Here is a 25279-nt window from a genome sequence, read left to right as displayed (position 1 = left end):
TCTGTGGGCAGACATATTGATGGCCGCGCCAGGAACCGAACTGCTGCAGCACACGTCTCCCGCACCATGACCTCAAGCGAGCACCAAGAGCACGCGTTTTCCACCAGGCTGGTTTCACCGTCCTCGGTAAGTGTGGATTCGTCGAAGGTCAACGACTACAGCAGCTTCGCCGAGGCGTACACGGCCGCGAACGAAACCAACCTGGTCAATGCCTACTACGAGCGTCCCGCGATGCTGGCCCTCGCCGGAGACGTGGCCGGCCGGCGGACCCTCGACGCCGGCTGTGGCTCGGGGGCCCTGTTTGCCGCGCTGCGCGACCGTGGCGCCATCGTGAGTGGCTTCGACTCGAGTGCCGGGATGCTGGAGCTGGCCCGGCAGCGGCTCGGCGACGGTGCGGACCTGCAGGTGGCGGACCTGGGCGGCCCGCTTCCCTACCCTGATGACTGTCGGCGTACACGTGAACGTCCCCAGCCTCGTACGAATGAAAAGGGACAGTTGCTGATGCGGTGAGTCCCGCGGCTCGGCACTCTGCTGCTTGGTCGATTCGGGAGGCGGAGGGGGCTGGCAGTGGTCTTGGATCCGCAGCGTTGGCTGGAGCTTCGACGCTTTCGGGGCCTGCTGGAGTCCGGGGCGATGAGCTTGTCGGAGATCGCCAGGGAGACCGGGCTGGATCGCAAGACGGTCCGCAAGTACCTGTCGGCGCCGGGTCCGGCGACGCCTCCGCGACGGTCGCCGAGCGGACGGTCACGGGCGCGAGTGATCGACGAGTTCGGACCGCTGATCGACTCGATGCTCCGGGCCGAGGTCCTGATGAAAGCGGCGGTCATCCACGAGCGGCTGGTCCAGGAGTACGGCTTCACCGGCAATTACCAGCGGGTCAAGCTCTACGTCCAGACAGCCAGACCGAAGGTCGCCGAGGAACTCGGCATCACGCCCAAGGAACTGGCCGGGATGCACCGCCGCTTCGAGGTCATCCCGGGCGCCCAAGCCCAGGTCGACTGGGGTGATGAGGGAAAGATCCTCGCTCACATGGGCATCGCGAAGGTCTATTCCTTCCACATGACGCTGTCGTACTCGCGGGACCCGTTCTGCTGCTTCACGACCAGCCAGGATCTGCAGACCTTCTTCGACTGCCACCGCCGGGCGTTCGCCCACTTCGGCGGGGCCCCGATGACGATCGTTTACGACCGGACCAAGACCGTCGTCCGCCGCCACGTCGCCCCTGGTGAGGCAGTCCCGCTGCATCCCGAAGCGGTCGGTTTCGCAGGCCACTACGACTTCGACATCGACGTGCTGGCCGCTTACCGCCCGCAGGGCAAGGGCCGGGTCGAACGGCAGGTCCTGATCGTCCGCGACCACGTCCTGTCCGGCCGTGCGTTCTCCTCCGTGGAGGAGATGGACGCCGCGTTCACCGCTTGGGTGCCGTTGCGGCGGGCCCAGATCCACAAGACGCACCGGGAGGTCATCGCGGAACGTGCAGCGAGGGATCACGCGGCCCTCAAGTCGCTTCCGGCGACTCCGTATCTGGTGGCCGAGCGGCAGCTGCGGCACGTCGGCAAGGACTGCCTGGTCGCCTTTGACGGCAATCTCTACTCCGTGCCGGCCCGCCGAGTCCGTGCTCGCCAGCTGGTCGAGATTCGGGCAACGAAGTCCCAGGTCATGCTGCATGCCACCCTCACCGACGTCCACGGCAACACACTGCTGGCTGCCCATCCCCGGGCCATCGGCCGTGGTGCTCGCGTCGTCGATGAGTCGCACTGGGACGGCCTGCCTACCGGCAGGAACCGCCGGACCACCACCGGAGACATCCCCATCCAGCCTCGCCGCGAGCGGCCGCCTGGCGAGAGAACCGGCCCGCTGCAGGCCCTGCTGAACAGGGCCGCGGCGACCCAGATCGAGGTCGGGCGCCGGCCGTTGTCGGTCTATGACGAGCTGACCGGCACCCGCCCCTTCACCACCCATAGAGCGACGAAGGAATCGTCTTGAGTGAGCTGACCGGCAACCGCATCCGCACCACGGCCGGCAAGCTCGGCCTGCCGCACCTCGCGGAGACCATCAACGAGCTCGCCCGCCGGGCTGACGAAGCGAAGATGGGCTACCTCGACTTCCTCGACCTGGTCCTCTCCGAAGAACTGGCCGTCCGCGACGACCGGCGCTTTCGCCAGGGCCTGCGGCTCTCCCGGCTACCGCATCACAAAACGCTCGATGAGTACGACTTTTCCTTCCAGCCCGACCTCGACCCCCGCAAGGTCAAGGACCTCGCGACGCTCTCGTTCGTCGAGGCCAAGGCGAACGCGGCTCTCCTGGGACCGCCCGGGGTGGGCAAAACGCATATTGCCGTCGCTCTCGCGGTCGCGGCCTGCCGGGCTGGCTACTCGGTCTACTTCACGAGCCTCGACGACATGGTCCGCAACCTCAAGGCCGCCGAAGCCACGGGGCGTCTGGCCAGCAAGCTTGGCACCTACCTCCGGCCGGGCGTTCTCGTGGTCGACGAGGTGGGCTACGAGATCCTCGAGCGCGGAGAAGCGAACCTGGTCTTCCAGGTCATCTCAAAGCGATACGAAAAGGGCTCGATCATCTTGACCTCGAACAAGACCTTCAGCGAATGGGGACAGGTGTTCGGCGACGAGGTTCTGGCCACCGCCATCCTCGACCGACTCCTGCACCACTGCGATGTGATCTCCATCAACGGACCCAGCTACCGCCTCAAGAACCGCCTCAAGGCCATCGAGCGGGACACCGACGTCGCCTGAACGACCCCGAAACCGTCAGCGCACAACCACGATCTCAGGAAGCGGCAGGCGCCAATCGCCCTGCAGGCTGACGAGCACATCACGCGCGAGGGTCCGCACCTGACACCATCCAGCGTCTGTCGCCAGCGCTTCCCTTGACCAACGCCCGGCGTGTTCCCTCCCGCTCATTTCATCTAGGACCGAGTCGATCAGCCGCAGCTTGCCCATGGCGTCCTCATTCAGAGGCATTTCCTGCTGGAAGCCAGCCGTCAGACGAAAGGCGTCATCGAACTCCAGGGCCAGTTCGTCGGTCACGACCTGGTACTTGTCGATCCAGGCCAGCTGATCGGCCGAGTCCGCACCAAGAAGGGCGAGCGCATCGATCAGGCGTTGCCAGCGGTCTGAAGCGCTGAGGATCCCCATGCGCGCATCCTCGCACGGCCACGATCCGAGCCACCGAACTGGGGACGTTCATCCGTACGCAACTGAGGAGAGAAGTCCGTACGCCGACAATGACACGTTCGACGATGTAGTGGCGTCCCTGGTGCTGCACTACCTGGAGGACTGGGGGCCGGCGCTGGCCGAGCTGCGACGCGTACTCAGGCACGGCGGTCGGCTGATCGCGTCTGTCGACCATCCCTTTGCCGTCAACCTCATTCACCGCGAGGCCGGTCGCGAGGCCGAGTGCGACTACTTCGACACCACCAACTGGACCGTGGAGTGGAGCATGGGCGGCCAGACCACCCTGGTGAGTCGCTGGAACAGGCCGCTGCACGCAATGATCGAGGCTTTCACCGGGGCCGGTTTCCGGATTACGGTCATCAGCGAGCCGGAGCCTGATCCCGCCGCCCGCGAACTGTTCCCCGAGGCCATCGCGGCCGAGCCGCGCTTCCTGTGCTTCCTGTTCTTCGTACTGCAAGCGGATTAGTACTCCGGTGTGCAGTCTCGCCATGGCCCAGGCGACGACGGCCAGTACGGCAGCGCCCGACGCGAGCGGCCGCCGCGAGATGATCAAGGGTTGTGTGGACTCCCGAAGATCGTGCGGTGGCCGCAGGCCATAGCGTAGACCCTGACCGATGGCGGGCGATGTTCGACCAGCTCATGGCCCGGATCGCGGGCAGGTTCGGACGCGTTGAGCCCCGGGCGGCGGCCCGTTCCTACCTGCTCGGGCTACTGACGGGCGTCGAGCGGAAGAACTGCTGGCAGCTGGCCGAACGAGCGGGGCATAAGCGGCCCGGGCCCTTGCAGCGTCTGCTGAGGTATGCCCGATGGGACGCCGATGCGGTCCGCGACGACCTGCGTTCCTACGCCGCCGAACACCTCGGCACCGACGATGCTGTTCTCGTCGTCGACGAGACCGGTTTCCTGAAGAAGGGCCGGTCCTCGGCGGGAGTGCAGAGGCAGTACACGGGCACCGCCGGACGCATCGAGAACGCCCAGGTCGGCGTGTTCCTCGCCCTGGCCACCACCCGGGGCCGGGCCCTGATCGACCGCCGGCTCTACCTGCCCGAGCATTCCTGGAGCACCGATCCCGAGCGCCGCCGTGAGGCAGGAATACCCGAGTCGGTGGAGTTCGCGACCAAGCCCCGCCTGGCCGGGGAGATGATTACCGCCGCGTTGGACGCCGGGATCGCCGCCTCCTGGGTGACCGGCGACGAAGCCTACGGCCAGGACCCCCACCTGCGGACCGTCCTGGAAGCACGCGGCACCGGCTACGTGCTGGCCGTCGCCTGTTCGGCCCGGGTGAGGATCAACCACACCACAGTCCGCGCGGCCACCTTCACCGGGCGCCTGCCCGCCACGGCCTGGCAACGACACAGCGCCGGAAGAGGCGCGAAAGGCTACCGCCACTACGACTGGGCCTGGATCCACATCGGCACCGGAAGCCACCGCCACCTGCTGATCCGCCGCAACCGGACCACCGGCGAACTCGCCTTCTACCTGTGCTGGTCACCCACCACCGCGACACTGGCCGAACTCGTCCGCGTCGCCGGTGTCCGCTGGAGCATCGAGGAGTGTTTCCAGGCCGCCAAGGGCCAGGTCGGACTCGACCACTATCAGGTCAGGCACTGGACATCATGGCACCGGCACATCACGCTCGCCATGCTCGCCCTGGCTTTCCTGACCGCCGTCGCCGCCGACGCGGCCCCCGGCCGACCCGCTGGCCGGAACTTCCCGACTCAGGAAGGCATGGGAGGAATCCGGCGCCAAGGCCGCCGTCGGCAAGACCACCACGATCGCCCACTGCGGTTGCCCAGGCACCCGACTCGTCATCCCGCACCGCCGCGAGCGCGGCCAGACCGAACTCCGGGACTGGAGATAAGAACACAACAAGTCCCACAAGCAGGTCCGCGCGCGTGTCGGGTTCGCCTTCGCCCGCACGAAGACCTGGAAGATCCTGCGAGACTGCCAACTCAAAAGCGACGGAGTCCACCACTCTGTGCTCGGCAACGCTCGGATGCCGCAAGACCCACAGCTCAACGCATTCTGAAAAGTTAGGCCGTCTCTTTCGGACCATGCTTAGGCGGCGTCCCACTCTGCTGTCAGGCAGCTGAGTTGCGTCTTGCTGAGCGGAGGCTCAAAGCCTTCGGGGAACATGAGCGTGAGCGGCTGCGGCCACATGCTTTCGGGCCCGTGCTTCTCACAGTGCAGAGCCACGAGATGCGGTCCCTCCCCGCAAGCCTCGCGCTGGTAGATGCGGTCATGCGCCTGGCAGAAGTACGAGAATTCCGTGCAGTCGTCCTCATCAGTCGGCTCGTAGAAAACGGGATCCCGGACGATCAGCGTCACCGGTTCCTGACGGTTGAACTGGGGGATGGGCCGAGGATCGCACCACAGCAGTCGAGTAGGAAGCACGCGATCATTCTGTGCCTAAGAGGGCTTCGAGTCGGCGCGCAGACCAAATGAAGCTGCCCGCGAGATGAAGTGCCGCCAGGTAGTTCACGGCGGTCTTGTCATACCGAGTGGCCAGGCCGAGCCCCTGCTTGAGTTTGTTGATGCAGCACTCGACCGTGTTGCGCTGCTTGTAGGCATCCCGGTCGAAGGCCGGTGGCCTGCCGCCTTGGCTGCTGCTGCGGCGGCGTTTGCGGTTGGCGGCCTGGTCAGGGGGCTGCGGGGTCACGACCCGGATCCTGCGCCGACGGAGATGGGTTAGGGTCGCGCGGGACGAGGATGCCTTGTAAGCCAGGACCATGACTCGCATAAGCTGCCGGTGATCCCGCCCCCTGCCGCAACGCCCGTTGCTGACCGGCAACATGGCCGCAACCGTGCCCACTCGGCATCCGTGGGATCACCCCGCCCTATGCTCACCTCAACAAGTCGGCTGCGGCGGCCGTCACGTGGGCAGCACGCCCCCTGCGTACTGGCCGCTCTCCGGCCTGGAGAGGAACACCTGGCGGGCTGGCAGGTCGACTTCCCGGACGACGACGGCAAGCTCATCTCCGGCCTCGAAACCTTCTGCCGGACTCGCCGCAGGGCGCTTGTCGATCTCTCTGAAGGGAACCAGCCCCAAGATTCCGTCCCCGAGGTCGACGAAGACGCCGATGGGAACCACCTTTTCAACCGTTCCGCGGAATTCCTGGCCACCCACTGTGCGGTCGGCGAAAGCCTGGAAGGGGTCGGGCTCCAGCGCCTTCAAAGACAGCCTGGCCTCAGCGTTGTAGGTGTCGGATCCAATGAACTCGCACGCGACTCGCTGCCCCACCTGAACAACATCGGTGGGGTCCTTGAAGCGCCGCCAGGACAGTTCGGGGAGACCGAGGAAACCGACACCGGGGAGGGTGGGGTGTCCAGGCCCGTCGTCCAGGGCCACGAAGACCCCGAACCGTTCGATCGCCGCGACGGTGCCGGACAGGATGTCGCCGCAGTGCAGGGACTCAAGGAACGCCCACAGTTCCGGGCTCTCAGACTGCCAATCCATACCCACAACCCTGGCACACGACGTCCTGTGCCAGTCATGTCCTCAAGTTTTTGGAGCGACCGTCCATGTCTCAGCCGTCAGCACCTTGATCGCCCGGACAAGTCCTAGTTGTTGCGGGTCAGGGCGTTGGTGACGTGAGTTGTTGGCAAATCAGTTGGTGAGCAAGTTGCGCCGTCGCGAGCAGATCCTCGCGAGCCGTGTCGACGTTGGACCGCACTGACAATCCGTGCCAGACGGATTGGATGAGCCCGGTCAGGACCGGTGCGTTGGTGCCCGCGGTTAGGTCCCCGTCCTGGATCGCTCGCTCGATGCGCACGAGGAGGGCCTGCTCGTTCGAGCTATGCAGTTCGGCGACGTAGGCGCTGGTATCGAGCGTGCTCGTGCTGTCGGTCATCACGGCACTGCTGATGAGACACCCCGGGTGTGTGCCGCTGGGCTGGGTGAACTCGTGGACCGAGTCGGTCAGGATGCGTTCGATAACGGTCTGGATGACGTTCTCGGCGACAGCCTGCTGGTAGATCTCGCGGTACCGCTCGGCATAGGTCCGCACCGCTTCCTCGAACAGTCCGGCCTTGCTGCCGAAGGCGGCGTAGAGGCTGGACGTGGAGAGCCCGAGGGCCGCGGTCAGGGTGCGGGTCGAGGTGCCGGAGTAGCCGCGTCGCCAGAAGAGGCGAGCGGCTTCGAGGACCGCACGGTCGCGGTCGAAGGCTCGGGGGCGTCCACGGTTGCGTTCGGTCACGCTTGCATTATAGATCGTTCGCTCCATAATGGATTAATGGAGCGAACGATTCAGAAGAAGCTTGCAGTCGGCGGGGACAGCTGGGTCACGGTCGATGTATACGGGGAGCCGGATGCTCCGGGCCTCGTCATCGTCCCGGGCGTCATGAGCGATGCGCACACGTGGCGCCGGGTCGTGGGCGCCGTCGCGGCCTGGCCCTCAGTGGTGGTCGTAAACCGTCGGGGACGCACTCCCGCGGGGCCCTTGCCCAATTCCTACTCGCTGCGGACAGAGGTCGAGGATCTCGGCGTGGTCCTTGACGAGTTCGGCAGCACGAGGGCACTCTTCGGCTGGAGCTACGGCGGCTTGATTACCTTGCTAGCCGCCAACGATCGCCGGATTCCCCATGTGATCGCCTACGAGCCGGTGATGCGGCCATTCGGACGCCATGCAGTGCCGGACCTGAAGAGCGCAGCAGAGACGGCGGACTGGGATCGCTGCGTCGAAATCGTCAATCGGCAGATCTCCGGCTTCTCCGCTGCGCATGTCGAGGAGCTTCAGGCCGATCAGCACGGTTGGGCGACCTTGCGTCGCTTGAGCGAACCGCTGTACGCCGAACTCGGCGCGCTCAACGCGGCGCCGCCTCCGGATGTGATGGCGCGACAGGCAGATCAAGTGGACCTGATCATCGGCCAGTGCAACCGCGGAAAAGCCCCCTACGGAACGTCATTCGACAATGTGCGGCAGCACGTCGCTCACGCCGGAGTCCACGAACTCGCCGGCCAGGGCCATCTGGCCCACATTCAGGCGCCGGCAGAGCTTGGACACCTGCTCAACAACCTCGCCGCCATCTGATAGGCACCCATGCCAACGCGCCGCTCTCCACTGAGGGCCGCAGACGACTCGTCGAGCGGTACAAGTCACGTCCGATCGCCCACGTTGCCGCGGAGATGGGTATCTCCAGGGCATGCGCCTCCAAGTGGGTCAACCGGGATGGTCGTCATGGTGAGCTCGGCCTGCACGACCGGTCCTCCACACCCCACCGCCAACCCACAGCCACACCGGGTGAGGTAGTGGAGCGGATTGGGCAGAGGCGCCGAAACCACAAGTGGTCCGCAGGACGGATCGCCTTCGAACTCAGCCAAACCACGCACGCCGTGAGCCGTCGCACCGTCACCCGGCACCTGGCCCATTTCGGTCTGAGCAGACGACGATTCATCGACCCCGAGGGGCCACACCACGCGGACACCACGCACAATCACCGCTCGCCGACCGCCACATGGTGCACATCGACGTGAAGAAGGTCGGACGGATACCTGACGGTGGCGGATGGCACGCCCACGGCCGAAACAGCGATCACTCCCGGGCAGTCAGCCGGAACAAGAAGAAGGCCGGCCGTGGAGGGTACGTGTACCTGCACTCGGCGATCGACGGACACACCCGCCTCGCCTACATCGAGCCTTTGCCAGATGAGAAAGCCTCGACGGCGATTGCGTTCCTGCACCGGGCCAGGGCGTGGTTTGCCGTAACACGCCATCACCCGGATCGAACGGATCGTCACCGACAATGGTGCGTGCTACCGGGCAGATGCGTTCACCGCGCCCTACTCGGCTCACGGAACCAACGGATCCGACCGTACATGCCCCTGCACAACGGGAAAGTGGAACGGTACAACCGGATCCTGGCCGAAGAGTTCCTGTACGCGCGTACGTAGACCTCCGAAGCACAGCGCGCCCGGGGGTTGGCGGTTTGGAACATCCACTGCAACTACCACCGACCCCACACCGCCCTCGGCGGACAACCACCCGCAGCAGCACTCGGGCAGACCGTCACCAACGTCATTTGCCCATACACCTAGTTGCCAGGATCGAGGTCGGCCGCGGTGATCCCCCGGTCGGGTAGGTGCTGGGTATCGTCGCGAGCTCGCAGGCTTTCGAGCATGAGGGCCAGAGAGCGATCCGCGCTCCGCTGGGTGAGCTCAGCGCGCAGGCCGGGGATCGGTCGCAACAGCAGGGCGATCAAAAGCGCCAAGTCGCCGGTGCCCACGTCCGGGCGCATGTCACCGTCGGACTGGGCACGGCGGACGAGACGGTCGAGGATCTTCAGCAGGATCTCGCGTAGTCGGCGGTTTTCGGGGTCTTCCTGAAGGTCGGCCCAGGTGCTGGCGAACCAGACCGACAGCCAGGTCGCCACCCGCAGTTCGGTTCTGGCCTGGTGGACAAAACGCATGAGTGCTCGCCAGGCGTCGGGCTCTTCGTCCTCGGCCGTGCGGGCGATGGCCACCACGCGGTGAAACCCGTCCAACGCCACCGCGCTGATCAGCGCCTGCCGGTCCGGGAAGCGACGGTAGAGGGTGCCGGTCCCGACGCAGGCGCGGCGGGCCACCTCCTCGGTCGGTACGTCGGGCCCTCGCTCGGCGAACAGCGCCCGGGCCGCCTCGATGATCTGTTCACGGTTGAGCCGGGCATCGGCCCGCAGTTCGCGCCCGGAAGTCGAAGGTGTCACCCCAGCACTATATCTGAGAGAACTTCCTCCTTATTATGAGTTCAAGTGGCGGATCTTCTCTCAGTAAGGGGTCTGGATGACTCTCGACGCGATGCTGCACCGGATCGGGCACCGAGGTCGTGTGGCGGCTGACCGGGAGACGCTCTTCGCCCTGCACCGATCCTGGCGGCGTACGGTGCCGTACGAGAACCTCGACATCCAGCTCGGCCGGCCGGTCAGCCTCGATCCCGAGGCGTTGTCCGACAAGCTCATACGACGGCGGCGCGGCGGCTATTGCTACGAACAGAACGCAGGCCTCGCCATGTTGCTGCGCCTGGCCGGCTTCGAGGTCTCGATGGTCGAGGGCGGTGTCATGCGCCAGGCCCGTGGGGATGCGATGTGGGGCAACCACAATGCGCTGATCATCGACCTCGACGGCAGGCGATGGGTTGCCGACGCCGGTATCGGAGACGGGTTCCTCGAACCGCTCCACCTGTGCGAAGGGACCCACACACAAGGAGAGTTCACCTACCGGCTGGAGCGCCTGACCTCTGACACCTGGCGCTTCCACCACCACCCGGGCGCGACGATCGCCTCGTACGACTTCCGTCTCCAGCCATGCGAGCCCGCCGATTTCGCCGCCCGCTCGCACGAGCTCTCCACGTCTCCAGAATCGCCCTACGTCACCACGCTGATCGCCGCGCGGCCCGTCGCCAGGCACAACTCGCTGCTGCTGTCACGTACGGTGCGGCAGTACAGCGCCGACGGCAGGAGCTCCTGGGTCATCAGGGGCGTGGACGGGTTCGCCACGACGCTTTCCGAGAGATTCCTCGTTCCGCTCGAAGATCTCGGGCCGGACGGAGTCGGCCGACTCTGGGAGAAGGCAGGCGCCCAGAACGATCTCTGGCGGACGCGCACCCAGGAGACGGACCGACACTGAGTACCAGCCGCGCTGTCAACAGCCCACCGTGCCTCCCGTCGGGGGAGCCAGAGGAGGCCGACCTCCCGCACCTGCCGTTCCTCGGGCAACCAAGTGCCGACATCCACCATACGCAAGTTCGGTTAGCCTGACCTTGCCTGGGATGAGGTCCCAGGGCGTACGAGTTCGGGTTCCAGTGCCACCATGTGAACCTGGCAGACGGAACGAGTAGAGGCAGGGCGTAGGTGAGAAACAAAAACCGGGCACGTGAGCGCCGCGCACCCGGCGGGGTGAAGCCGTCCACGCGAGCGGCGAGGGACGCGGGTTCCCGCCCAGCGTCCGGGACGAGGCGCCGTGGATGAGATCGTGCTCACCGCCGGAACCCTGTACGTGATCGTCCTGCTTCGCGCCGGAGGGACGTTCGCCGTCGGATGGCTCGCCGGCGCCGGTGCCCGGCGCAGCAGCTTCGCCAGAAGAATCTCTTCGGCGAAATTCCGGTCTGCCGAGCGGGCGATCCAGCGGTGGGGCGCGCCGGTAGTGGCGGCCTCCTTCCTCACTGTCGGTTTCCAGACCGCCGCCAACTTTCTCGCGGGCAGCATGCGCATGCCCCTGCCGCGCTACCTCCCTGCCCTTTTCCTGGGCGGAGCCGCCTGGGCGCTCATCTATGCGACCGTGGGGCTCGGCATGCTCGCTGTTCTGGGAAGGCTCTTCGCCGAGCGGACGCCCCTCGGAGTGGCCGCCGTGGCCGCCGCCATCTTCGCGGGGTGGGGGGTGGTGGTGGTGTACCGCAGAAGAAAGGCGGCCCTGGCCTCCGTCGAGCACTGACAGCCGCTCGCCCGCAGCGTCGCCCCATCCCACCCGTGATCTTCCATCCGGGGCGCGGCTGCCGATACACCAGCCGGCAATTCGCTTCGTCGGCAGGCCAGTTCGATATTCGGCTGTCGGTCGGCCGCACCGGCCAGTGCTGGGACAACGTGCTCGCCGACTCGTTCTTCTCGACCATCAAACCCGAACCGCCCGGCACCTCAGCCTGGCCCAGCCGGGCCGCGGTCCGCACCGCGATCTTCGATTTCATCGAGGGCTGGGTACAACTTGCACCGACTGCAACAGCAGTCTCGGCTACCTCAGCCCCGCCGAGTACGAGACCACGCTCGCAGCCTGACCACCACACCAATGGTGTCTGTCAAAGCGGAACAAGATCATCCGGCGCTTTGTCGAGGAGAGCGGCTGCACGTCGATGCAATGGGGGTGATGCGCGCCCGTGTCGACCTGGCCCGCGAACTGCTCGAGCGCTCGCAGCGCAGCGTAAAGGTCTGGACTCCGGCTGTTCCGATCAGGCAGGAGTCAACGGCTACGGGGTCGCTCCGGCCGCATCCTTTTCTACACTCGCGGGATGAACAATTACACGTGCACCCATTGCGGCACCGTCGGCCTGGTGGATGGATTCATCGAGGACGCAGGCGAGCATTCGCGCGGCTACGCGCGCTGGATCGAGGGCGCGTTGGAGCGCGGAGTTTTCGGGGGTGCCAAGCGGATGGGCCGGCCCCGGCGGCAGATAGAGGCGTTCCGCTGCCCCAAATGCGGGCACCTCGAGCTGTTCGCCACCGGCGAGGTGTAGCCGCGGCTCGTTGTCGGGGGACAGCCCGTACGGGCTGCCCCGCGCCGGCCCTCCGTGCTTCGGCCGCCCCTACCGTATCTCCTCAGGCTGCCGGCACCCATCAACCGTTGCCTTCCAGGAACCTCAGGAACGCCAGCTCCCGTCGGTGGCCGCCGGACGCGGCGCTTGGGCCGCGCGTCGGGCACAACCAGGTGCGTGCCAGAGTTCATGACCGAGCTCGTGATGCTACTGCGGTTCGCGAACCACCAGTGGCCTGCCGGATACGACCCGGATACGACAACGTCCTACCGGCGTCGTTCCCAACTTCGTCCCAGCCGCCCCGCCGAACCCTCGATACCCTGGCGCGGGTCTCGTTCACCCCTCGTTACGGAGCAGCATGCCTGACCGGCCGGAGTCACACGCCACGACGCTCCACGACGAGCCGTTTCCCGAACTGCTCGGATATCCCTGCCAAGTAGTGATCAGCAGCGACGGGCAGTGGATCGCGGGCACTTCGGTGACGAACCGGTACAGCCGGGTCGCCGTGTACCGCGCCGCCGACCTGTCCTGCGCCCACCTTCTGACCTTCACCATGGAGGCCGAGACGATCGCCTTCCACCCCACGCTGCCTCTTCTGGCCATCGGCCTCGACAACGGCGCCGAGTACGACCGCGAAGGGGGCCTCACGCTTCTCGAGTGCGGCACGGGCCACCGTGTCGACTTCACGGACCCGGCGTGGGGCATCGAGCCCGTCCGCTGGCTGGACGACCACACCCTGGAGATCGTCTTCTTCGCTGTGGTCAACGGAATCGATCACCTGACGGCCCGGGCGACGGTCGTACGCGAGAACTGGCTGGGCCTCACCTCCGAGGCCCTGGACCTGACCGCACTCGACCGAACACCGCTCGACCCAGAGGACCCGAGGGTGTACGACGACATAGAGCCAGCGCAACCGCTGCTGCACACGCTTGCCGAGCAGGCCGGAAGCAGTTACGACGCGCGGGGCGGGGTCCGGGCCGTGGCCGGGCTGGGCGACGGCCGCGTGCTCGCCACCCGCAATCACGTGGCGGTGGAGTGTTGGGCCCCGGGCGGATCGGCCCTGTGGAGCGTGCCCGCGCCGTCGGCGAGCGGCGGCACCCGGATCGAGGTGGCCGCAGACGAGCGAAGCGTACGCGTGGCCGTCTCCGGTCCTGACGCCCGCGCTCGGACCGACTTCCTGCTGGTGGACACGGCCGACGGCACCGTCCTCGACCGGCACTCCGTGCCGTTCTCGGCCGCGATGTCCGCCCGTACGGACGGGGTCTGGGCGATCAGGGACACGTACGACCGCAGTTTCGGGACGGAGCCGCCCACCCCGCCCAACACACAGTTCTTCGCCCCCGGCAGCAGCGACCGGATCGGCGCGGTCGACGTGCCGGAGCGGTACGATCTCGTCCCGCTCCAGGTCCGCCGGTGCCCCGAGCTGCTGTACGGGAGAAGGGGCCGGAGTGTGGTCGCGCTCGCCTCCGACGGTGCGACCGAGACCGCGCTCTTCTCCGTCGACGCACCGCTCGGCCCGGTGGTGTACGTATCCGACGCCGCCGGCGCTGCACTGCTGCACGGGCGCACGGAGCTTGTCCGCCGACACTTCCCGTCCGGCGAGGTCCTCTGGACCAGACCGTTGGAATCCGGAGTCATCGACCTCGACGCCTATGACGGAGCCCTGCACGTCCTGTGCGCCGACGGCAGCCTCGTGTCCCTCGACGCGATCGACGGGACTGTACTCCACCGGCACCCGCTGCCCCCGTTCCAACCTCTCTCCCTGCACGCGGCGCCCGACGGCACGGTCCTCGTCGGCACCACCGCAGGCCAGATCCTGCGCTGTCCACCGGTCCGTGTGCAGGGTCGGACGGACGATCAGTAGCACGATGCAGCAGCGTCCACGGCCTGTTCGGCCCTCGCAGAGTCCGCCCGCGCAAACTGCGTGATGCGCTCGGGGGCCGGAGCCCGTGGCCCACAGCCGACGCCCGCGTACGGCGGTCCTACGAGCCCGGGCCGGAGTTATCCGAACGCAGCCTCACCCGTCTGCGAATTGACGGGCCCCCACACTCCGCACTGCACCTCCGCACCATGCACTTTCTGCGCGACCTGTTCGTCCGGTCGACCTCAAGATCCGTCGCGGCAGTCATTCTGTACCGTGGGCTGCAGCCCACGAGGCGCGCCGACGCCCCGGAGGCCCGTCATGTGGATGCTCAGTCCGGCTCGGTGGGGGATGGCAGGGAGCGCATCTGGGTGTGGTTGAGGTTGTGAGCTTGTGGCATGTAGCGGGCGATGACCTCGAGTTCGTCCTCGGTGTGGCCTTCCAGCAGCGACTGCCAGGCCAGGCCGAGGACGTCCCGTACCGCGGTGGCGCGGGCGACGCACTCTGCCACTGGGGCGGCCAGTACCCGGCGGCGGTCCTGCCGGCCCCGGGGCGCCGACCACATAGCTCTCGTTCGAGACGGCCCACCGGTCGTCGGGCGCAGCCTGCGGGTCCGTCATGTCGGCGATCCGCCTGACAATGAGCGGCCCGGCTCGCCCGCATTCCGGCCACACCTGCTCCTTACACCCCCTTGTGTACCCTGAAGCAAGGATGCCCGCCCCCCGGTTGCCCTGACGGGGCCTTGGGGGGAAGTACTGGTGTCCGAGCCGAATTTTTGGACCGCGGAGATTCCAAGTGCTGCGCCAGCACCGCGTGGAACCGATCTGCTGGACACGTGGCCACCGCGGCGACATAGATTCACCCCCTACCACCCCGACCCGCTTCCGTACGCGACGTGCCCTTGTGACGTCGCCCGCGTACTGGCCGGCGCCGGGAAATGAGGCATCATGCCGACCACTCGTCGTCTCTTGACGACAACCTGTCCCCGCTCTGTTCGCGAACGACAGGACCGACGATGACCACAGACACGACGCAACGCGCCGGCGACCCCGTCGCACCGACCCGGGAACGCCGCGCAGGCAGTGACTTCTCGCGGCTCGCCAAGCAGATCAAGGACGCCGGACTGATGCGGCGTCGCCCCTTCTACTACGGCGTGCGCATGGCGCTGGTGACTGCGGCCTACGCGGTGGGCTGGCTGGCCTTCGTGACGGTCGGCGACAGTTGGTGGACGCTGCTCACCGCCGTGTTTCTCGCTGCGGTTTTCGGACAGGTCGCGCTCGTCGCGCACGACGTCGGTCACCGTCAGGTATTCCGGCGCAGCAGTTCTAGCGCGCTGATCGGGCGGCTCGCCGCCAACATGGGGATCGGTATGGGATACGGCTGGTGGCAGGACAAGCACTCCCGCCATCACGCGAACCCCAACCACGAAGAGCTCGACCCTGATGTGGCACCCGACATCCTGGTATGGAGCCAGGCTCAGGCTCGCAAGGCCACCGGTCTGCCGCGCCTGCTCGGCAGGGTGCAGGCGTATCTGTTCTTCCCGCTGCTGACGCTGGAAGGCTTCAACCTCCACGTCGCGGGGATGAGGGCGCTGGCAGACCGAACCCTCAAGCAGCGCCGGATCGAAGGAACTCTTCTCGTCGCCCACTTCGTCCTGTACCTCGGCGCGCTGTTCCTCGTGCTCTCCCCGTGGAAGGCCGTGCTGTTCCTCGTCGTGCACCAGTGCCTGTTCGGGGTCTACCTGGGAGCCATCTTCGCCCCGAACCACAAGGGAATGCCGACGCTCACCGCCGGCGACCGGCCCGACTTTCTGCGCCGTCAGGTCCTCACTTCCCGCAACGTGCGCGGAAACTGGTTCAAGGACGTGGTGCTCGGTGGGCTGAACTACCAGATCGAGCACCACCTGTTTCCGAGCATGCCCTCGCCGAATCTCCGCAAGGCACAGCTTCTCGTGCAGCGGTACTGCGACGAACTGGGCGTGGCCTACCTTCAGACCTCGCTCATCGCCTCCTACGGACAGGCGCTCAGGAGCCTGCACCAGGCAAGCAGCCCGCTGCGGCACCGGGCACAGACCATCTGAAGTCGGTGTCAACGGACTTGCAGTTCCAGCGCATCTTGGACGCGCTCGCCGTTTGCGGGAGCCAGGAGTTTAGCCTCACTGGAGTCCTCCTTGACGAGCCGGACGAGTTCGTCTTCGGTGAAGACAGAGGTGACTTCGCCGTTGGGCTCACTTTCAGCAAACGAAGGATGGCATAGGCGAACGCGTTGATGCCGAAGAGGGCCGGTCTTAGCGCGGCGTGAGGGCCACCAGCGGGGGCCGAGCAGCAGGGCTGTCGGAGCCGGTGCTGCGAGCGAACGCGATGTTCTTGGGGATCATCTCGCCGATCAGCATGTGCAGGTACGTTGCCGCCGTGAGCGGCGATCACGAAGTCGATGGGGTGGGTAGCTGATCGTTTCAGAATGAGCTTCTCGGGCGACGGAGGCATACGAGGCTGCAGGTAAGTTCGAGCAGGCCTTACGGGAAGGTCAAGAGTCTGACGGGCCGGTACCTGCGCGGCTGGACCAAGGTCCGCCGCAGGGGACTCCACCGAAGAGTTCATCGACGGCGTCACGGGTTCGCCGCGCCGCCCCCAGGACCTGCTGCTGGGCCGCTACGACACCCCCCGCCGTCCAAGGCTGGTGGGGAAAACCATCCCGCAGGTTCACCACGACCCGATCGTCGAGCGGTCCGTCGAAAAGATCCACAGCGGCGTCGTCGTAGTCCGATACGCAGGGCGGCCGCGATCGCAGCCGCCCGCTCGGACTTTCCCCTCTTCCACCTGGCTTCTCCTGCTGATTGGGATGGGTGCCGGTAGCTGGTGGTGGGCGTGGTCTCGGGGAAGCGGGGCGGCGCTGCGCCGGTTCTTCCCCCGTCGGCCCGTCGCGGGGGTCCGAGCCGAGCAGCGCTCCACGCTGGGTGTCGGTTCTTCGGATCCCGCCGCAACGGGTTCATGGCAGGCCCGCACCACGCCTGCTGATCCATACGAAACCGTCTACGGCACCGCCTTGATCTCCTGCTCGGAGAGGGCCCCCTCCCATGTGCGCACCTCGTCGATGTCACCGGCGAGGAAGTGGGCACCCACGCCGTCGGCGGCGGAGTCCCGTCCCGCCTGGAGGAAGCGATCGGCTTGCCAGGCGTCGGCCTCCGCGTAGGGCGCGCTGTCGGCGAGAACCCCGTCGACGTACAGCTGCACCTGACCGGCCTTCTCGTCGTACTGGAGCAGCAGGTTCTGCGCCCCGCCCGATGCCGGTGCGCTGAGCTGTGTGGTGTCCGCGTCCGCAGAGTCGGCGTGGGCGAGGACCGCGCGCCAGGTCTGGTCCGTCGCGTGGTACCGGAGGGTGAAGGCGTCCGCCTGCCAACCGGTCTGCGACAGGACAGCCATGTCCCGGTCGAGAGCGCCGTGCAACCGGACCTTTGTGGATACGGCCCAGCTCCGGCCGGTGTAGAGCGGCGGGATGTCGCTGAAGAGGTAGTCGCCATCGCCGTCGAATGTGACGCAGGCGCTCCCCGCCAGCGGGTCCTCGCTGCTGAGGCGGGCGTCACCGGCGAGGACGAAGCCGATGTTGTGGTTCGCGTCGGGGACGCGTGCCAAGCCGCCCTCCAGAGTCTGGACGGACTCCATCGGCCAGTAAGCGAAGGGCCGAGGCTTGCGGCGGCCCAGCTCGGCGAGTTGGGTGGCGGGGACGTCGGCGTTCCAGACCCTGACATCCGCGAGGTCTCCCCGCCACCTCCGGGCGAAGGTGTAGCCGTCGGAGTCCAGGGCCTCGCCCATGACGAAGTTCCACAGAGCGGTGTCCGCGGGCACCACGGCGTCCCGGGCGGCCACTGCCGTGCCGTCCACGTAGAGCCGGGCGGAGCCGGTGGCCGGGTCGTAGGTCCCGGCCAGATGGGTCCACTCGCCCGCCTCCGGCGTCCCGCCGGTGACGACGACCCCTCCGCCCGCCGTGGGCAGCGCGAAGCCCCACGTGGGCTTCCCACCCGCCTCGGTGGTCGCGCCGAGGGTGAAGTTGGGTGTGCTCCAGATACCGGACTGGCTGACGGCGACCATGTCCTGACCGGTGTCCTCGGGACGCACCCACACCCCCACGGTGAAGGCGCGCGTGGTGTCCACGGCGGTTCCCTCGGTGATCAAGTAGCTGTAGTCGCCCCCGTCGAAGTAAGCGGCACCCGGCATCTTGCCGTCAGGGCCCTGCTCCCCGAGGCGGACGCCTGGGCCGGGAAGCCCGACGTAAGGCCCCGCCCACTGCGCCGCCCGCGCGGAACCATTCCGGTCGTCGAGCCGCCAGGCGGCCACTGGCGGGGCCTCAGCCGGAGTTTCCTCCTGAGCCCCGGCAACGACCGACGCGGCCGGGGCGTCGGTGGCCGGCCGGGGCAGCGGGTGGTCGAAGGCGGCCGGCGGCGTGGGTGTCGCCGCGAGCGTCGCCGCCGCGAGCACGGCGACCAGGGCGGTTCGGACTGCTGCTCTGACGTACAAGGCCCCTCCCGGGTACACGGCGCGGGCGGGGAGCCCCCTTGCTGCGCACACCCACCGCCCCGGCGCCGCGACCGCACTGGAACGGTCGGCGCGCCGCGGGCGTCGTGACCGTACCGGACCGGCACCTGGTGTGAGCCACCCGTCGGCCCCCCGGCCGGCCTCTCCAAGTGGCCCAGCCTAATTGCATGTTGCAAGGATGGGGGCCTCAATCGGATCATCTCGTCCGATCACGGGTGGCCCGTGTCCGCCGGTGCGCTTCCCACTCGCGTCGGCTCGGTCTCGTCTGTCCGGCGAGTGGGCCGCCTGACCGAAAGGAGCGCTTGATGTCTGGTACTACACCCATCCCTGCCCCAGCACAGTCACGGGAGAGCATCGTGGCGTGCCAGCCCCCAGAAACTGTCCGGCGCCTTGCTGTGCCGCGAGCACGGCGAGAGGTGGGGCCGGTCTGATCCCGCTTACTTCCGGCGGGCGACCTGCCGGAAGGCGGGGGACTGCCGGACATGGCCGCGTGCGGCCGTGTCCTTCCCGTCTCTTCACCCACTCGGGCTGGTCCAGCAGCTGTTCCGCGTCCGGGAGGCTGGCCCGGCGCAGGAACTCCACGACGTCCTGGTCCTCGTAGGCGAGCCCGGCGCTTTGCCCACGACTGGTGACCTGGTCGGCCGCCCGTAGGGGAGGGGTGGTGGATGACTCGCGACCTGCGGCGTGTCCCGTTGTGGACCACGGCCTGCCCGCACGTGCCGGAGGCCAGTACCCCGTGCTGACCTGCGGAACACCGAGGTCCTGAGGCCTACTGGGGTGGACGCTTCAGGGGAGCCCGACTCTGCGAGATGGTGCCCTCACCCCGAAAGATGCACAGAAAGCATCCTTCGGTATCTGGGGGGCGCTTTTTGGCCGTATGCGTGATCGTTTCTGTGGTGAAGCTCCTCGCCTGTCCGGGTGACGCCGCGGCCGCCTCTCACCGGCCGGGGCGGGCTGGAGGGCTATCCATGAGGTACGGGGGGCCACATGACGGGCTAACCAGGTGCTATCAGGAGGATCTCCATGACGAGCGGTCAAACGACGAACGCCTTCATCTGCTTGAGGGTGCCTTCCGCGCTGGTCGACGCTCTGGTCGATCTGCAAGGGCAATGCGAGGACCGGGTCGATCCGCAGCAGGCGGAGCACATTCACATCACGCTGGGCTTCCTCCACGGCGCTGACGAGCCCAGGCTCGCCGAGGCCCGCGAGCTCGTCGAGGGGGGAGCGTGGACTGCGCCGGCCATCCGACTGTCCGGAGAAGTACGACACGGGAGCTGGAACCTGCAGAACGACCCCGCCTATCACTATGACAAGAACTTGGTGCAGAAGGGGGAGCAGGTCCGCCTGGGTGTCGAGCAGAGCCCCGAGTTGGCGCGCGTCCATGAAGACATCACCCAGGGGCTGGAGATCGTCGAAGACGGATTCTGGCCTCACGTCACGCTGGGTCTTGCCCGGGAGGACTTTCCGGTCGCCGACGTGCAGACCCTCAACCTCCCGGTGGTGAGCGGACCGGCGCCGAGCGTGGACGTTCAGCGAGAAGTGTCAACGGCCGAGTTCACGATGCTCATCCGCAAAGACCTCCCGACCCCCTGACAGGGGCGACACGTACCGCCCTCGTTTGTTCTGAGAGCCCACCCAAGCCTCACAGCCGGCGTCCCCGTGTCTGTGGGATGACCGACGGGGCGCCACCGAAAGGCTGCGGCCCGATCACGTGGGCACCAGCCGGCTCCCCTTGAGGAAGCGGCAGTTGGCCTTCGGCTTGAAAGCCCCCGCCGCTGCGACCTGAGCGTCAACGATGACGCAGTAGTCGGTTAGGGCTGTCATGCCGTCCGGGTGACACTCGCGCGAGGGTATTCGGCTGCCAGGAAGTATGCATGTAACAAGGAGTGAAGGCGCCTGGTGCGAGACATCCGGGCGCGTCACACCGCAGTTGCGAGGAGACCATCGCATGACCATGCCGTCCACTGTCGATCACCGGGCCACCGACTACAGCCCGGCCCATGCCTACTGGATGGCCAAGGCCTCTGGCCTCGCCTACCAGGACACCGCCGTGATCGAGAAGCAGGTGCGTGCCTGGGGTTTCGACCGGGTACGCCACCACCAGACGCAATTCAGCCCGCCCTTCCCGCTGCAGGACACCCAGGCCTACACCGCGGCCAGCGAGCACATGATCATCATCGCGTTCCGCGGCACCGAACCGGTCCAGATCAAGGACTGGCTCTCGGACGCCACTACACCGCCCCGCCCCGGGCCTGGCGGGACTGGATACGTCCACCACGGCTTCGCCGAAGCACTCGAATCGATCTACCCCGATGTCAAGGACACTCTCGCGGAGTACCGCACCAACGGCCAGAGCGTCTGGTTCACCGGCCACAGCCTCGGCGGCGCCCTGGCCATGCTCGCCGGCGCCCGTATGTACCTCGACGAGCCGCGCCTGGCCGCCGACGGCGTGTACACCTACGGTCAGCCCCGCACATGCGACCGCCTCCTGGCCGCCGCCTACAACAAGGGCTACAGCAACCGCATGTACCGCTTCGTCAACAACAATGACGTCGTGCCGCAGATGCCGCCGGAGCCTGCCTACACCCACGTCAACGCGCTGCGCTACATCGATTCACGCGGAAGGCTGCACGAGACGATGCCTCTGCTCGGCTCACTCACCGATCGCGCCAGGGGCTTGACTGCCGACGTCCTGGCCCCAGCCAGCGACGGGGTACGCGACCACTTCATCGACGCGTACGTCGGTGCCCTGGAGAAGAACCTCACCTGACCGTGCCGGGGAACGGCTCCGACCAGGGGCCAACGGCTGGCGGAGAAATGCGTGTTTCCGCTCCGGGGCGGTTGCTTCGCCAAGGGTCGAGAAGCCCCCGACCTGGGAGCAGCAGCGCGTTTGGCGCCGCTCGCCTGTGCTTATTTTGTGGCCCTTCGGGGGATCCGCCCAGGGCCACAGCGGTCGCCAGGATCCGGATTGGCTGCATAAGTGCCCAGCTGAGCTGCGCAGTCTCATCAGGGTGCGGTGCGGCACCCAAAAGCGTCTCCTCAGGGGGGGTCGCCGCACCCGTTGTGGAGTGGCGAAAGGCTGCATGGCCTGCCCTGATAATCATGGGCATATGACTGTGGAAAGGCTGACAGAGCGGCGTTGGTAGAGCGGGCGATGGCCGGCCTGTCTGAGGCGGGAGTGCGCGTCATCGCGCTGAGCTGGGTCGACAACGCGGGTATCAGCCGGGTGAAGGGCGTGCCGCTCGATCGCCTGCCCCGGCTCGCCGACCACGGAGTGGGGATGTCCCCGGTGTTCGACACGTTCCTCGTGGACGACTCGGCAGCCAGTGCGGACGGGCACGGCGGCCCGGTCGGCGACTTGCTCCTGGTGCCGGACCTTCACCGGCTCACGCATCTGGCCGCACAGCCCGGTTGGGCCTGGGCGCCGGCTGACCGGTACAGCCAGGGAGGCGACCCGCATCCGGGGTGCCACCGGTCCTTCGTCAACCGCATGGTGCAGACGGCGGCCGACCTGGGACTGAGCCTGCGGATGGGCTTCGAGACGGAGTGGAGCATCGGCCCCGGCGGCCTCGGCGACGGTCCGGCGTACGAGCTGTCCCGGCTGGCGGACGCCGGGGCGTACCTCCTCGACGTGGTCGATGCGCTCACCGCGCAGAACGTCGAGGTCCTCCAGATCCACCCGGAGTACGAACCGGGGCAGTTCGAGGTTTCGACGGCGCCCGAGGACCCGCTGAACGCAGCCGACACCGCCGTCCTGGCCCGACACACGGTACGCACCGTCTCCCACGCCCATGGTCTGCAAGCTTCGTTCGCCCCCCTGACGACGCCTTCCGGCATCGGCAACGGCGGTCACGTGCATCTGAGCCTGTGGCGCGGCGAGGAGAACCTCATGCACGGCGGTACGGGACCGCGCGGAATGACCTCGGAGGGAGAGGCGTTCCTCGCCGGCGTGCTGCGGTCACTGCCCGCGCTGACCGCCATCGGCTGTCCTACCCCGGCCAGCTACCTGCGGCTTGCACCCTCCTCCTGGGCCGGCGTCTACCGCTGCTGGGGCTGGGAGAACCGGGAGGCAGCGCTGCGCTTCGTCACTGGTCCGGCCGGCACGGCATCGCACTGCGCGAACGCCGAACTCAAGTGCTTCGACCAAGCAGCCAACCCCTACCTGGTGGTGGGCTCGGTCATCGCCGCCGGCCTGGCGGGGTGCGAGGAGGCCTTGCACCTCCCGGAGGAATTCCCCAATGACCCCGCCCACGCGGACTCCGCTGACCTGGAGCGGCGCGACATCGAGCGCCTGCCGGCCACCCTGGCGGAAGCCGCCGGGCACCTTGAGGACTCGGCGGTGCTGCGCAAGGCGATGGGGGACCACTTGTTCGGCGCGGTACTCGCCGTACGGGGTGCGGAGGCTAGGCTCTTCGAAGGCCGCACCCGCGCGGAGACCGTCGAAGTCACCCGATCGCGCTACTGACGCAAGAGCGTTGTGGTGCAGATCAATCCCGTGGTCAACGAGATGAGAACAGCGATGCACGGAGTGCGGATCGCCCTGGCGCAGTGCCGTGTCCCGGAAGAACCCGATGACGACCTGGCTCCCCTGACCGCGGTTCTGTCCAGAGTGGGCGCCGAGACGGTGACGCTGCCCTGGGACGAACCCGTGGACTGGAGCCAGTTCGACGCCGTTGTGCTCGAATCTCCCTGGGACTACCCCAAGCGCAGTGACGAGTTCCTCGCCTGGGCCCGTCGGGTGGCGGCCGAAACGGTGCTGTGCAATCCCCTCCCGGTGGTGGAGTGGAACAGCGACAAACGCTACCTGGCCGACCTCGCCGCCGAGGGTGTGCCGATCGTGCCCAGCACCTGAACAGCACCTGGGCATGAGTGGGATCCCCCCACGGAGGGCGACTACGTCGTCAAACCGTCCGTCTCCTGCTCGGCCAAAGACACGGCACGTTACGGACACGGCACGTTACGGACGCAGAACGGCAGAGCAGACACGGGCGCGCCGCCATGCCGAGGCACTCCTCGCGCAGGGCCGGACCGTACTGACCCAGCCCTACCAGCACGCCGTCGACACCCACGGCGAAACGTCGCTGATCTACATCGACGGGACCTACAGCCACGCCATGCGGCGCAGCGCCTTGCTCAGACCCGGCGCCAAGGCCCAGGACGGCCTGCTCGCCGCCGCGTCAATGACGCCCTGACCTTCTGCCCTCGCCCGACGGCACTCCGCTGCTGTCAGAGTGCGAAGTCATCGAGCCCTGCCTGTTCCTCTCCCACAGCGTTACCGCGGCGGACGACCTGGCCAAACCCTCCTCCGACGTCTTACCCCCTGCACATGAAGCAGCTCCTGACGGCCGGCCGTCCCAGGCCGAAAGATGGCCGGCCACTGGCCGGACATGGACGCTCTGGGAAGAGAGGCGCACGGCTACGCTGGCGGTTACGGAGCCGTCCGCGCCTACCTCCGTCCGTGCCGCACAACCCCGAGCACGACGGCAGCCCGTGCGCCATCCCACGCACGGTCACCGGCTGGATCCTGACTAACGACTCCTAACAAAAGGAGGCTTCTGAACTTCCAGGAATGATGGTGTGTCAGTCCTCGTTGACGCTGGCCGAAGGGGGGCGAGCCAGTCGAGATGAGGAAGACCGCTGCCAGACCGTGGGAGATCGACGACGAGTTGTGGGCGCGCATCGAGCCGCTGCTGCCGGTTGTCCCGCGTAATCCGCGGCGTCCCGGTCGTAAGCGTCTGGCTAGTCACAGGGTGCTGTGCGGGATCCTGTTCGTGCTGTACACCGGGATCCGCTAGGAGTTTCTGCCCCAGGAGCTGGGCTTCGGCTCGGGGATGACCTGTTGGCGACGGCTGCGGGACTGGAACGAGGCCGGGGTCTGGCAGCGCCTGCACGAGCTGCTGCTTTCCGAGCTGCGGGCCGCAGACCTGCTGGACTTCTCCCGCGCCGCGGTCGACTCCAGCCGCGCGATGAAGGGCGGGTCGGCCACCGGTCCGTCCCCGGTGGACCGGGACAAGGCCGGCAGCAAGCACCATCTGATCGTCGAGGCGCACGGCATCCCGATCGCCGCGAGCACTACCGGCGGCAACCGAAACGACGTCACCCAACTGATCCCGCTGATCCAGGCCGTCCCGCCGATCCGCGGCAAGCGCGGCCAGCCACTGCGCCGCCCCAAGCACCTGTACGCCGACCGCGGCTATGACCATGAGGTCTACCGGAACAAGGTCCGACGGTTCCAGATCACCCCGCACATTGCCCGGCGCGGCACCGGGCACGGCTCTGGCCTGGGCGTGTACCGCTGGGTCGCGGAGGTAGCGATCGCGCTGCTGCACTGGTTCCGCCGCCTGCGTATCCGCTGGGAGATCCGCGACGACATCCACCACGCGTTCGTCACCCTTGGCTGCGCCGTCATCTGCTGGCGACGACTGCGCACCACACTTTGTTGAAAGTAAGGGCGGGCGATCGCCGGAGGGGCCGGCCT

General features: G+C 67.3%; 20 protein-coding genes and 7 pseudogenes. 18 read left to right on the top strand and 9 right to left on the bottom strand.

The features are described 5' to 3' along the window. Positions 1 to 66: 66 nt before the first annotated feature. The 3 genes and pseudogenes from ACIP63_RS14770 to istB form a co-directional block, all read left to right on the top strand. Positions 67 to 444: pseudogene (locus tag ACIP63_RS14770) on the top strand (class I SAM-dependent methyltransferase); the annotation flags it as partial. 123 nt (positions 445 to 567) lie between these two features. Next, entirely contained in the window at positions 568 to 1986 is a 1419-nt protein-coding gene (gene istA / locus ACIP63_RS14765; RefSeq protein ID WP_401515310.1) for an IS21 family transposase, read from the top strand. Continuing rightward, entirely contained in the window at positions 1983 to 2753 is a 771-nt protein-coding gene (istB, locus tag ACIP63_RS14760; protein WP_401515307.1) for an IS21-like element helper ATPase IstB, read from the top strand. Before istA ends, istB begins: the two co-directional genes overlap by 4 nt. Before the next feature lie 15 nt (positions 2754 to 2768). On the opposite strand, the gene ACIP63_RS14755 is transcribed toward istB, so the two are convergent. Continuing rightward, on the bottom strand, positions 2769 to 3155 hold the full coding sequence (locus tag ACIP63_RS14755) for a hypothetical protein (RefSeq protein WP_401515305.1): 387 nt from the start codon (positions 3153 to 3155) through the stop codon (positions 2769 to 2771). A 76-nt stretch (positions 3156 to 3231) separates the two neighbouring features. Between ACIP63_RS14755 and ACIP63_RS14750 the strand changes: the two are divergent. The 3 pseudogenes from ACIP63_RS14750 to ACIP63_RS14740 all read left to right on the top strand — a co-directional run. After that, positions 3232 to 3660, top strand: a pseudogene (locus ACIP63_RS14750) (class I SAM-dependent methyltransferase); the annotation flags it as partial. A gap of 158 nt (positions 3661 to 3818) precedes the next feature. Next, positions 3819 to 4886: pseudogene (locus ACIP63_RS14745) on the top strand (IS701 family transposase); the annotation flags it as partial. Between the two features lie 4 nt (positions 4887 to 4890). Then, positions 4891 to 5223: pseudogene (locus ACIP63_RS14740) on the top strand (IS5/IS1182 family transposase); the annotation flags it as partial. A gap of 29 nt (positions 5224 to 5252) precedes the next feature. On the opposite strand, the gene ACIP63_RS14735 reads toward ACIP63_RS14740, so the two are convergent. The 4 genes from ACIP63_RS14735 to ACIP63_RS14720 all read right to left on the bottom strand — a co-directional run bounded on the left by ACIP63_RS14735 (position 5253) and on the right by ACIP63_RS14720 (position 7390). After that, a complete protein-coding gene (locus ACIP63_RS14735) occupies positions 5253 to 5522 on the bottom strand; it encodes a hypothetical protein (RefSeq protein ID WP_401515302.1) in 270 nt (89 codons plus the stop codon). Between the two features lie 70 nt (positions 5523 to 5592). After that, positions 5593 to 5853 (bottom strand): hypothetical protein, encoded by a 261-nt coding sequence (locus tag ACIP63_RS14730; protein WP_401515300.1) that lies wholly within the window; start codon positions 5851 to 5853, stop codon positions 5593 to 5595. Positions 5854 to 6066: 213 nt separating this feature from the next. Then, entirely contained in the window at positions 6067 to 6651 is a 585-nt protein-coding gene (locus ACIP63_RS14725) for a S1 RNA-binding domain-containing protein (RefSeq protein ID WP_401515298.1), read from the bottom strand. Positions 6652 to 6769: 118 nt separating this feature from the next. Further along, positions 6770 to 7390 (bottom strand): TetR/AcrR family transcriptional regulator, encoded by a 621-nt coding sequence (locus ACIP63_RS14720; protein WP_401515295.1) that lies wholly within the window; start codon positions 7388 to 7390, stop codon positions 6770 to 6772. Between the two features lie 36 nt (positions 7391 to 7426). On the opposite strand from ACIP63_RS14720, the gene ACIP63_RS14715 reads away from it, so the two are divergent. Continuing rightward, the gene (locus ACIP63_RS14715; protein WP_401515292.1) at positions 7427 to 8224 is read left to right on the top strand and encodes an alpha/beta fold hydrolase; all 798 of its coding nucleotides are present in this window, start codon (positions 7427 to 7429) and stop codon (positions 8222 to 8224) included. Next, positions 8224 to 9227: pseudogene (locus ACIP63_RS14710) on the top strand (IS481 family transposase). The gene ACIP63_RS14715 and the pseudogene ACIP63_RS14710 overlap by 1 nt, the downstream one beginning before the upstream one ends. Here ACIP63_RS14710 and ACIP63_RS14705 read toward each other — a convergent pair. Continuing rightward, on the bottom strand, positions 9224 to 9874 hold the full coding sequence (locus tag ACIP63_RS14705) for a TetR/AcrR family transcriptional regulator (protein ID WP_401515290.1): 651 nt from the start codon (positions 9872 to 9874) through the stop codon (positions 9224 to 9226). The pseudogene ACIP63_RS14710 and the gene ACIP63_RS14705 overlap by 4 nt on opposite strands. Before the next feature lie 76 nt (positions 9875 to 9950). Between ACIP63_RS14705 and ACIP63_RS14700 the strand changes: the two genes are divergently transcribed. From ACIP63_RS14700 to ACIP63_RS14685, 4 genes are all read left to right on the top strand, one after another. Continuing rightward, positions 9951 to 10793: an arylamine N-acetyltransferase gene (locus ACIP63_RS14700; protein WP_401515287.1), complete on the top strand. Its 843-nt coding sequence runs from the start codon at positions 9951 to 9953 to the stop codon at positions 10791 to 10793. Positions 10794 to 11126: 333 nt separating this feature from the next. Then, complete coding sequence (locus ACIP63_RS14695) at positions 11127 to 11597, top strand: DedA family protein (RefSeq protein WP_401515284.1); 471 nt, start codon at positions 11127 to 11129, stop codon at positions 11595 to 11597. A 568-nt stretch (positions 11598 to 12165) separates the two neighbouring features. After that, a complete protein-coding gene (locus tag ACIP63_RS14690; protein ID WP_401515281.1) occupies positions 12166 to 12390 on the top strand; it encodes a hypothetical protein in 225 nt (74 codons plus the stop codon). A gap of 376 nt (positions 12391 to 12766) precedes the next feature. Further along, positions 12767 to 14272 (top strand): PQQ-binding-like beta-propeller repeat protein, encoded by a 1506-nt coding sequence (locus ACIP63_RS14685; RefSeq protein WP_401515279.1) that lies wholly within the window; start codon positions 12767 to 12769, stop codon positions 14270 to 14272. A gap of 328 nt (positions 14273 to 14600) precedes the next feature. On the opposite strand, the gene ACIP63_RS14680 is transcribed toward ACIP63_RS14685, so the two are convergent. Continuing rightward, positions 14601 to 14780, bottom strand: a complete 180-nt coding sequence (locus ACIP63_RS14680; RefSeq protein ID WP_401515276.1) for a hypothetical protein — start codon at positions 14778 to 14780, stop codon at positions 14601 to 14603. A gap of 504 nt (positions 14781 to 15284) precedes the next feature. Between ACIP63_RS14680 and ACIP63_RS14675 the strand changes: the two genes are divergently transcribed. Further along, positions 15285 to 16349 carry a fatty acid desaturase family protein gene (locus ACIP63_RS14675; protein WP_401515274.1) on the top strand — a complete coding sequence of 355 codons (1065 nt, stop codon included), beginning with the start codon at positions 15285 to 15287 and terminating at the stop codon, positions 16347 to 16349. A gap of 11 nt (positions 16350 to 16360) precedes the next feature. Here ACIP63_RS14675 and ACIP63_RS14670 read toward each other — a convergent pair. Continuing rightward, positions 16361 to 16713: pseudogene (locus tag ACIP63_RS14670) on the bottom strand (CNNM domain-containing protein); the annotation flags it as partial. Between the two features lie 588 nt (positions 16714 to 17301). Further along, positions 17302 to 18783, bottom strand: coding sequence for a LamG domain-containing protein (locus ACIP63_RS14665; protein WP_401515272.1), 1482 nt, complete (start codon positions 18781 to 18783; stop codon positions 17302 to 17304). Between the two features lie 1041 nt (positions 18784 to 19824). On the opposite strand from ACIP63_RS14665, the gene ACIP63_RS14660 reads away from it, so the two are divergent. The 5 genes and pseudogenes from ACIP63_RS14660 to ACIP63_RS14640 all read left to right on the top strand — a co-directional run bounded on the left by ACIP63_RS14660 (position 19825) and on the right by ACIP63_RS14640 (position 25244). Next, positions 19825 to 20394 carry a 2'-5' RNA ligase family protein gene (locus ACIP63_RS14660; RefSeq protein ID WP_401515269.1) on the top strand — a complete coding sequence of 190 codons (570 nt, stop codon included), beginning with the start codon at positions 19825 to 19827 and terminating at the stop codon, positions 20392 to 20394. A gap of 355 nt (positions 20395 to 20749) precedes the next feature. Beyond that, the gene (locus ACIP63_RS14655) at positions 20750 to 21571 is read left to right on the top strand and encodes a lipase family protein (RefSeq protein WP_401515266.1); all 822 of its coding nucleotides are present in this window, start codon (positions 20750 to 20752) and stop codon (positions 21569 to 21571) included. A gap of 384 nt (positions 21572 to 21955) precedes the next feature. Beyond that, complete coding sequence (locus ACIP63_RS14650) at positions 21956 to 23266, top strand: glutamine synthetase (protein WP_401515263.1); 1311 nt, start codon at positions 21956 to 21958, stop codon at positions 23264 to 23266. A 15-nt stretch (positions 23267 to 23281) separates the two neighbouring features. Beyond that, complete coding sequence (locus tag ACIP63_RS14645) at positions 23282 to 23653, top strand: hypothetical protein (protein ID WP_401515260.1); 372 nt, start codon at positions 23282 to 23284, stop codon at positions 23651 to 23653. 772 nt (positions 23654 to 24425) lie between these two features. After that, positions 24426 to 25244 (top strand): annotated as a pseudogene (locus ACIP63_RS14640) (IS5 family transposase). Positions 25245 to 25279: the final 35 nt, after the last annotated feature.

The sequence above is a fragment of the Streptomyces sp. NPDC088746 genome (genome assembly GCF_044751065.1).
Lineage (GTDB): Bacteria > Actinomycetota > Actinomycetes > Streptomycetales > Streptomycetaceae > Streptomyces.
The sequence above is the reverse complement of the archived record's forward strand: the minus strand, read 5'-3'. Positions and strand labels throughout refer to the sequence as shown.